Origin of the sequence: Streptomyces sp. NTH33, from assembly GCF_003236365.1 — a bacterium.
GTDB lineage: Bacteria > Actinomycetota > Actinomycetes > Streptomycetales > Streptomycetaceae > Streptomyces.
Genome location: NZ_POTZ01000453.1, coordinates 1 through 5,501, shown reverse-complemented (window position 1 = coordinate 5,501; position 5,501 = coordinate 1). Strand labels below are relative to the sequence as shown.

Below are 5,501 nucleotides of genomic sequence, written 5' to 3'. Positions count from 1 at the left end.
GGCCGGGGAGGTACCCGTGGCGGCGGACGCGGGCGTGACAGTGTGTGCGGGGGCCGGAACCGTCGCATCGATTCCAGCCACTTTCGAAGGGTGAGGGGCGTTCATGGCGTCCGGCTTTCCGACCGGTGCGTACTGCTCAAAAGCATCGCAAACCCCCATGTCGTTCTGCGCCACCGGCAGTGTCTCCACATGTACACGCACTCGTGAGGAGATGTCCAGCATTGTCCTGCCGGGATTCCTGGTGTCAGAGGGTCTTCCTGGGGGTTCTCCCGAACCCCTTGCGAAAATACGAAGTTGGCTTGAAACTGCCTCGGGTGATGGCCCATTGCGGTCGACTGGGTCTGCTCCACAGAGCGTCACAGCGGTCGTGATGGGTACGTACTCGGAGAAGGCCAGGGGTGGTGGGGGCCACCCGGAACCTGGCGACGGACCCGGGCGTCCTATCCACCGACGACCGTGCCCCATCCTCGCGTGATGGAGGCGGAGGGCAAGCGCGCAACGCCACATCGCCATGCTCCGCCACCCCACGCCACGCCCATGCTTTTGGTAGACGCAGTATGGACGGGGCTGCCGCGGAAGCAGCCAATGCTCGGCCCATAGGGGTTCCCCGTGCCTGAAGGCAGGGGTGTGATGCGCCAACAGGTACGCACAGTGAAGTGATCGACACATGGTGTGAGTGGTCCAGCGGTGTTGCCAGCGGTGCAACGGAAAGGAACGAGCACTCATGCGCGAGATCCCGGGAAGGCGACGCAGGCTCCTGTCCCAGCGCAGCGACGGAGGGTCCGAGCCGGTCAGCGCGGCCCTGACCTTCGCGGCCCAGTGGCGGTGGCCCGTACTCCCGGGCGTGGCACCGGATCCGCGGCGGCCCGGCCGCTGCGGCTGCCCCGACCCGGACTGCACGGTGCCCGGCGCGCACCCCTTCGACCCCGGCCTCCTCGCGGCCACCACCGACGCCCGCATGATCCGCTGGTGGTGGACCAACCGGCCCGCCGCGCCGATCGTCCTGGCCACCGGAGGCAGGGCCCCCTGCGCGGTGAGCCTGCCGGCCCTCCCGGCCGCCCGGGCCCTCACCGCGCTCGACCTCGTCGGCATACGGCTCGGCCCGGTCGTCGCCTCGCCCACGCGCTGGGCGATCCTCGTCAAGCCGTACTCCATGGAACAGCTGGGCGAACTGCTCTACGCCAAGGACTTCGTCCCCGGTTCCCTCCGCTTCCACGGCGAGGGCGGCTACCTCGCGCTGCCCCCCTCCGAGACCGGGGCCGGACCGATCCGCTGGGAACGGGCTCCGCTGCCCGGTTCCGCCTCACCCTGGGTGCCGGACGTGGAGGCCGTGGTCGACGCCGTGGTGGAGGCCCTCACTCGTACGGGTGTGAGCGCGCCCGAGTTGTAGGGGTGTCGGGCGCGCGGCGGGCGAAGCGCCCGCCGCGCGCCGTTATCGTCCCCGCATGCTGCGTCATCGCGGAGGACACGGAGGCCGAACGCTGCCGCGCGGCGGTCCCGGCCCCCGGCGGGTCCGTCTGCTCGCCCTGTCGGCCGTCGTGGCCGGTGCCGTGGCACTGCCGCTGGCCGTGGAGTCCGCGGGCCAGGTGGGCGGCCGGAGCCCCGCGGCCGCCCGACCCGCCGTACGCCCCCTGCCGCGCGGCGACGACAGGATTCCGTCCGCCGAACCCGGCCGTTCCCCGCTGCTGCTCGGCCTGGGCCTGGCCACCGCCGCGCGCTGCGGCCCGGAGGTCACCTCGCCCGACGGGGTCGAGGCGCAGACCTGTGTGCTGACCCAGGGTCAGGACACCTGGGCGCGCGCCTACTACCGCAACGCCACCGGCCGTCCCCTGGATGCCGACCTGACCCTGATGGGCCCGGGCGAGCGCACCGTGCGGACGCACTGCGCGCCGGACGGGGACGACGAGCCGGGGACGTGCGAGACACCCCGGGAGCACATGCGGGGAGCGCCCAGGGCGTACACCGCCGTCGCGGAGTTCGCCGAACGCGGCGCGAGCGGAACGCTGTTGCTACGCTCCGGAAGCAACTCACCTGTGGTGACGGAAGGTTGATGAGTGACTGCGCGCCGTGAGTGGCGGCGCGCATGCGAAGGCCCGGTTGCTGGCGACGGGGGATGCACCAGCAACCGGGCTACTTGCACGGTAACAAGAGATCGGCGGTTCGCAAATTCGATCTCAGTTTTCCAGTCACCGGGTGGACCGCCTTTCCGGTCACCGACTCCCCTGCGGTGACCGGAAGTTGTGACTGGAGTCACCTACTGTGGTGAAGCCGTGCGGCTGACCGGCCGGTCAGCCGCACCCCGGTGGATCAACTGAGCGTGACCTGCCGGTTGGTCAGACCGCCGCGAGCCCGGCGCTCGTCCCCGGTCAGCGGCGCCTGGGCGGCCAGGGCCTCGGCCAGCCGCTCGGCGAACTCGGCGGCCGGCTTCTCCACGTCCTGGGCGCCGACCTCGCTCGGCAGGTCCCACACCGGCACCGTCAGGCCGTGGGCGCGGAAGGAGCCCACGAGCCGGGTGTTCTCGCCCAGGCTCGAACGGCCTGCCGCGTGCAGCCGCGCCAGAGCGTCCAGAAGTCGCTCCTCCGGGTGCGGCATGACCCAGCGCAGGTGGTTCTTCTCCGGTGTCCGGCACCAGTACGCGGCCTCGACGCCCTGCAGGCGCACGGTCGGGATGGCCGCCGCGTTGGCCCGCTCCAGGGAGGCGGTGACCTCCGGTGTCGCGTTCTCCGCGTCCGGCACCCAGAACTCGAAGCCCTCGTGCACCACCGGCTCGAAAGGGGCCTCGGCGTCGAGCAGGTCCTGCAGCCGCGGACCGTCGGCCGGGGCGCGGCGGCCCTGCACCGGCGTGCCGGGCTCGGCCTCCAGCGCGCGCAGCAGGGTGTCGGCGAGGTCGCGGCTGATGTCGCCGGACGCCGTGTCGTTCTGCAGGCCGAGCAGCACCGAGCCGTCGTCACGGCGCAGCGCGGGCCAGGCCATCGGCAGGACCGTGGCGAGCGTGACCGCCGGGACGTCCTCGGGCAGGCCGTTCTTGAGGGTCAGCCCGGCCGTGGCGGCGGGGACCAGCTCGCGCAGCGCCACCCAGTCGCACTCGCCGGGAAGTCCTTCGAACGGCCGCTGCACCAGCTCGGTCACCGCGTGCGCGGCGGTCCGGCCGTGGCAGGCCTTGTAGCGGCGGCCGCTGCCACAGGGGCACGGCTCACGCGCGCCGACCACCGGGATCTCTCCGTCCGTGAGCTGCGGGCGCTTGGCCTTCGTCTGGGGTCGCTTCTTGGCCATCTGGGTGTCTCCCGGTTACGGCTCGTCTCGTACGGGCGCGAGCCTAGCCGTTTGCGCCGTCGACGACGGGACCCTGTGGACAAGGCGGGCGATGCGGACGGCCGATCGTGCTTCGGCAGCCCCTGACCTGGGCCCACCGTGCGGCGTGCCCGCCGCGTGCCGCACGCGTGCGTGTTCAGTCCAGGGCGTCGAACGTGTCCGCGAAACCCAGCTCGGGCAGGGCCGACACCGCAGGTGCGGTGACCCGGGAGGCGAAGTCGTCGCGGCGGTGGCCGGCGTCCGGGTCGTGCACGTCGTCGTGGACGACCACCCACACGGTGACCTCGCCGTCCGCGTCGTCCCGTACGCCCCAGTCCTCGCAGAGCGCGGTGATGATGTTCAGCCCGCGGCCTCCGTGCGCGGTGACCGAGGGGGTGGCCGGGGCCGGGCGGGTCGGGCCGCCGCCGTCGGTCACCTCCACGACCAGCCGGCCGCCCGCGTCCACGCGCCACGCGGCCCGGACGTCGCCGTCACCGGCCAGGGCGCCGCCCAGTGGCCGGCCGTGTCTGCAGGCATTGCTCAAGAGTTCGGAAAGGACCAGTACAGCATCGTCGATGACCGATTCCGCCACACCGCCTCTGCGCAACTGCTCACGCATCCGGTGACGTGCTTCCCCCACGCCCGCAGGACCATGGGGTACGGCCATGCTCGACGACGTGGGCACCTCCTGTGCCACCACCAACGCCACCCCCGAGACCTCCTTCGCCCCACGCCACGGTGTGGATGCCCCACCGGCCTGTACCGGAAACCGGCCGATTGTCGTCCGAGGACGCATTCAAAACGGTCGAACACGCACCGAAAGCGCCGGAGCACTCCCTGTCGTCATGTGGCTGGATTTTCACGGTGTGGCCGAAAGGGGAGAATGGTGCGGTGCGGCCCTCCCGGTCGAGGCCGACGACGGACCCGCGACGGGCTCGCGACGGACCTACGACCGATCGGCGACCGATCGGCAGCCGAGCAGTGGCCGATCGGCGGCCGAGTCCCGACGGGCCCGTGGCCGGTCAGCGGCCGAGCCGGTGCAGGACCGCGCGCGGGCGGTTGGTGATGATGGCGTCGACGCCCAGGCCGGCGCAGAGGTCGACGTCCTCGGAGTCGTTCACCGTCCACACGTGCACGTGGTGCCCCGCCCGCTTGAGCCGCTCGACGTACGCCGGGTGATTGCGCACGATCCGGATCGAGGGACCCGCGATCCGGACCCCCGCCGGCAGCCGCCCGTCGCGCAGCCGGGGCGAGACGAACTGCATCAGATAGACCGTCGGCAGCGTCGGGGAGGCCGCCCGCACCCGGTGCAGCGAGCGCGCCGAGAAACTCATCACACGCACCGGCGACTCCTCGGTCGACGCCGGGGCGTCCAGGCCGAACCGCTTCAGGAGCGCCAGCAGCCGCTCCTCGACCTGCCCCGCCCACCGCGTGGGGTGCTTGGTCTCGATGGCCAGCTCCACCCGCCGCCCGGCGTCGGCGACGAGTTCGAGCAGCCGCTCCAGGGTGAGGACCGAGGTGTCCTCGGGGTCCTCCGGCCGCACCTCCCAGTCCGGCTCCTCGTCCCGTCCCCGCCAGAAGGCGCGCGTCCGTCCGGAGCCGAAGTCCAGCGCGGCGAGATCGGCGAGCTCCAGGGCCGACACCGCTCCACGGCCGTTGGACGTACGGTTGACGCGACGGTCGTGCACGCAGACGAGATGACCGTCCGCGGTCAGGCGTACGTCGCACTCAAGGGCGTCCGCGCCGTCCTCGATCGCCTTCCGGTAGGCGGCCAGCGTGTGCTCGGGGGCGGCCTCGGAGGCGCCGCGGTGGGCGACGACTTGGATGTGGTACTGCCGTGCGTGGGTCACCGCGTCATGGTGCCACCGCGACGGGGTGGGCGGGACAGTCGGAGGCTGTCGATGATTCGTCCGTTTCATGTGAGATGACCTATATAAAGAATGGACCCGGACCCACAGCCGCCGCTTATGGTGCTCTGACGGCCCATGGGAAAAGCTGAATACATACACATGCACATGCACAGCTGAAGCAGGCCGGGTCGCCGGCAGGCGTGACGAGCGTGACCGAGTGCGACCGACAACAACAGCCGTGGATCGAGGAGAAGAGCTGTGAGCACCGAGAACGAGGGCAACGTGGTACCCCCGGCCCCGTCCGCACCTCCCGTGCCGGTGGAATCTCCCGCAGCTTCCCCGCACCCGGCCGCCCAGAGC

5 protein-coding genes and 1 pseudogene are annotated in these 5,501 nt (G+C 71.7%); 2 read left to right on the top strand and 4 right to left on the bottom strand.

All coding sequences use genetic code 11. The features are described from left to right. A pseudogene (locus C1I97_RS41930) lies at positions 1–222 on the bottom strand (phosphatase); the annotation flags it as partial. A gap of 502 nt (positions 223–724) precedes the next feature. Between C1I97_RS41930 and C1I97_RS30225 the strand changes: the two are divergent. Both C1I97_RS30225 and C1I97_RS30220 read left to right on the top strand, forming a co-directional pair. Further along, entirely contained in the window at positions 725–1,390 is a 666-nt protein-coding gene (locus C1I97_RS30225; RefSeq protein WP_111006282.1) for a bifunctional DNA primase/polymerase, read from the top strand. A 55-nt stretch (positions 1,391–1,445) separates the two neighbouring features. Next, a complete protein-coding gene (locus C1I97_RS30220; RefSeq protein ID WP_258382809.1) occupies positions 1,446–2,051 on the top strand; it encodes a hypothetical protein in 606 nt (201 codons plus the stop codon). 256 nt (positions 2,052–2,307) lie between these two features. Here C1I97_RS30220 and C1I97_RS30215 read toward each other — a convergent pair whose 3' ends face one another. The 3 genes from C1I97_RS30215 to C1I97_RS30205 all read right to left on the bottom strand — a co-directional run bounded on the left by C1I97_RS30215 (position 2,308) and on the right by C1I97_RS30205 (position 5,141). Further along, a complete protein-coding gene (locus tag C1I97_RS30215) occupies positions 2,308–3,273 on the bottom strand; it encodes a DUF5926 family protein (RefSeq protein WP_111006281.1) in 966 nt (321 codons plus the stop codon). A gap of 175 nt (positions 3,274–3,448) precedes the next feature. Further along, the gene (locus tag C1I97_RS30210; protein ID WP_111006280.1) at positions 3,449–4,087 is read right to left on the bottom strand and encodes an ATP-binding protein; all 639 of its coding nucleotides are present in this window, start codon (positions 4,085–4,087) and stop codon (positions 3,449–3,451) included. A 226-nt stretch (positions 4,088–4,313) separates the two neighbouring features. Beyond that, a complete protein-coding gene (locus C1I97_RS30205; protein ID WP_111006279.1) occupies positions 4,314–5,141 on the bottom strand; it encodes a glycerophosphodiester phosphodiesterase in 828 nt (275 codons plus the stop codon). Positions 5,142–5,501: the final 360 nt, after the last annotated feature.